5 protein-coding genes are annotated in these 1,964 nt (G+C 63.3%); 3 read left to right on the top strand and 2 right to left on the bottom strand.

The features are described 5' to 3' along the window. Positions 1-132: 132 nt before the first annotated feature. Both ACNA7R_RS20130 and ACNA7R_RS20125 read left to right on the top strand, forming a co-directional pair. Positions 133-393 (top strand): AbrB/MazE/SpoVT family DNA-binding domain-containing protein, encoded by a 261-nt coding sequence (locus ACNA7R_RS20130; RefSeq protein WP_416285317.1) that lies wholly within the window; start codon positions 133-135, stop codon positions 391-393. Then, on the top strand, positions 394-801 hold the full coding sequence (locus ACNA7R_RS20125; RefSeq protein WP_416285316.1) for a hypothetical protein: 408 nt from the start codon (positions 394-396) through the stop codon (positions 799-801). Positions 802-846: 45 nt separating this feature from the next. On the opposite strand, the gene ACNA7R_RS20120 is transcribed toward ACNA7R_RS20125, so the two are convergent. Beyond that, complete coding sequence (locus tag ACNA7R_RS20120) at positions 847-1,314, bottom strand: GNAT family N-acetyltransferase (RefSeq protein WP_416285315.1); 468 nt, start codon at positions 1,312-1,314, stop codon at positions 847-849. 137 nt (positions 1,315-1,451) lie between these two features. Next, on the bottom strand, positions 1,452-1,688 hold the full coding sequence (locus ACNA7R_RS20115) for a hypothetical protein (protein WP_416285313.1): 237 nt from the start codon (positions 1,686-1,688) through the stop codon (positions 1,452-1,454). Positions 1,689-1,691: 3 nt separating this feature from the next. Between ACNA7R_RS20115 and ACNA7R_RS20110 the strand changes: the two genes are divergently transcribed. Beyond that, positions 1,692-1,964: maltose acetyltransferase domain-containing protein (locus tag ACNA7R_RS20110; RefSeq protein WP_416285312.1), on the top strand; the 273-nt coding region annotated here is incomplete at its 3' end.

The raw sequence follows: 1,964 nt of genomic DNA, 5'->3' as shown, positions 1-1,964 counted from the left end.
CAAGTCGTGTCGTAGACCGGCAAATATCCCACCTGCGGTACGGGAAGCCCCGGCGTTTACGCCGGGGAGGATGTCACAGCGAGCGAAGCGAGCCACGTACAGACTAAAGTATTACGAACGGTATTACTACGTATGAGCAAGTCCACGCGTATCACGGAGAAAGGACAGACGACGATTCCCAAGGAGCTCCGGGAGAAGTACGACCTGGAACCCGGTGACGAGGTCGTCTGGGTGGATACCGACGAGGGGATCGTCGTGAAAAAGCGAACTCGCACCGGCGGACGCGGATTGCTCGTCCCCGACGAGACGTCAGCGGAGAAACGCGAGGAGATCGCCGACGAGTTGAACCAGCGCCTCCGCGACCGCCGGGACCGAAACTACGAGGAGGCGTAGATGGCAACGTACACCGCCGACGCCGTGGCGTTGTTGACCTACCTCGTCGATGCCCTTCCGCAACGAGCCGACCGGATATTCGCCGAAGCCGAGGCCGGGGAAACGGTCATCCAGGCGCCCAGTACAGCGCTCGCCGAGGTACTCTATTCGGTGTCACGTGACAAAGACGTCCGGGGCGTCACGCTCGCGGGAACACCGGAGGAAACGCGCCGGGCACTGGTCGGAAACGGTCCCGTCTCGGTCGCGCCGGTTGCTGACGAGGAATTGGTCGAGTACGCACGGATCGTAAACGAGTTCACCATCCACGACGCCCTGATCGTTGCTAGCCATCAGGTGCGGGAGACGAACGCAATTATCACTACCGACGGGACCGTTCGCGACGCCGGCTTCGAGACCGTCTGGCGGTAATCGAGCAGTTATACACGGCCTGGCTGTAGTTACCGGCTTCAGGACTCACTCCAACGGCTGCGCGTAGTCGACCTGCTTCGGCTGGAAGTCCGCATCTCGATAGAACCGGCGCGCACCCTCGTTTTCCCACTCGCAAGAGACTTTGAGATGGTCACAGCCGCGCTCTCGAGCGAGTTCCTTCACGCACTCGAGGACCGCCGCGCCGTGTCCCCGACTCCGGTGGTCCTCGTCGATAGCGAGGTTCACGATCCGGAGGAAGTGTGAGTACTGCCGAGACGGATGTCGGCCCTCGCGGAGCGTGACGAAGCCGATCGTCTCGCCGTCGTAGACGACGAGGTAGTCGGTGACGTCTTCATCCTCGAGGTGCGCGCGGAAGCCGTCTTCGGCGGCCCCCTCGATTACGTCCGTGTCGAGTTCGTTCAGTTCCGAGTGCTCCGCCATCGTTTCCGCGAGGTCGTACCAGCGGTCGACGAGCGCCTCGAGGTCGTCCGCGGTGGCTTCGACGAGTTCCATACCCGGACGTCTCAGCGGTCAGTTGTGAAGATTCGGCCGATATGTCGCGTTCTGGCATGCCCCTCCGTTGTGCTTCGAGCGGTGCGTGAGCCTGTTTCTGAGGGCGACCCGAGAACGACGATATCGTCTTCGGCCGACTACCCTGCCAGTTGCAACAGCGCCCCGAGACAGACGAGTGCCGCGCCGAGCACGGCTAACCCGATTCCACCACTGTTCGGAACCGAGTCGGCAGGGTCGTCCGAGAACAGGAGCTGCGACGCGGCGAAGAGAAACAGCCCGCTACCGCCGACCGCCATCAGTCCCGCTCCGACGCTCGAGCCGGGCTCGCCGGTCGCCGTCGAAAAACGCTTTCCTCGCTCGTTCGAGTGCCCCACACGATGACCAGCGAGAAGGCGAAGATGCTCGCCGGCGAGCCGTACGATCCGACCGATCCCGAACTCGAGGCCGAACGCGAACGGGCCAGGAAACTGACGCGGGAGTACAACCGGACGGCGCCCGACGAGGACGGTCGGCGACGGGAGCTGCTCGAGGAGCTGCTCGGCTCCTGCGGCGAGGCGTGTACCGTCGAGCCGTCGTTTCGCTGCGACTACGGCTCGAACGTCCACGTCGGTGAGGACTTTTTCGCGAACTTCGACTGCGTCTTCCTGGAC

The organism is Natronococcus sp., assembly GCF_047921035.1.
Classification (GTDB): Archaea; Halobacteriota; Halobacteria; order Halobacteriales; family Natrialbaceae; genus Natronococcus.
The sequence above is the reverse complement of the archived record's forward strand: the minus strand, read 5'-3'. Positions and strand labels throughout refer to the sequence as shown.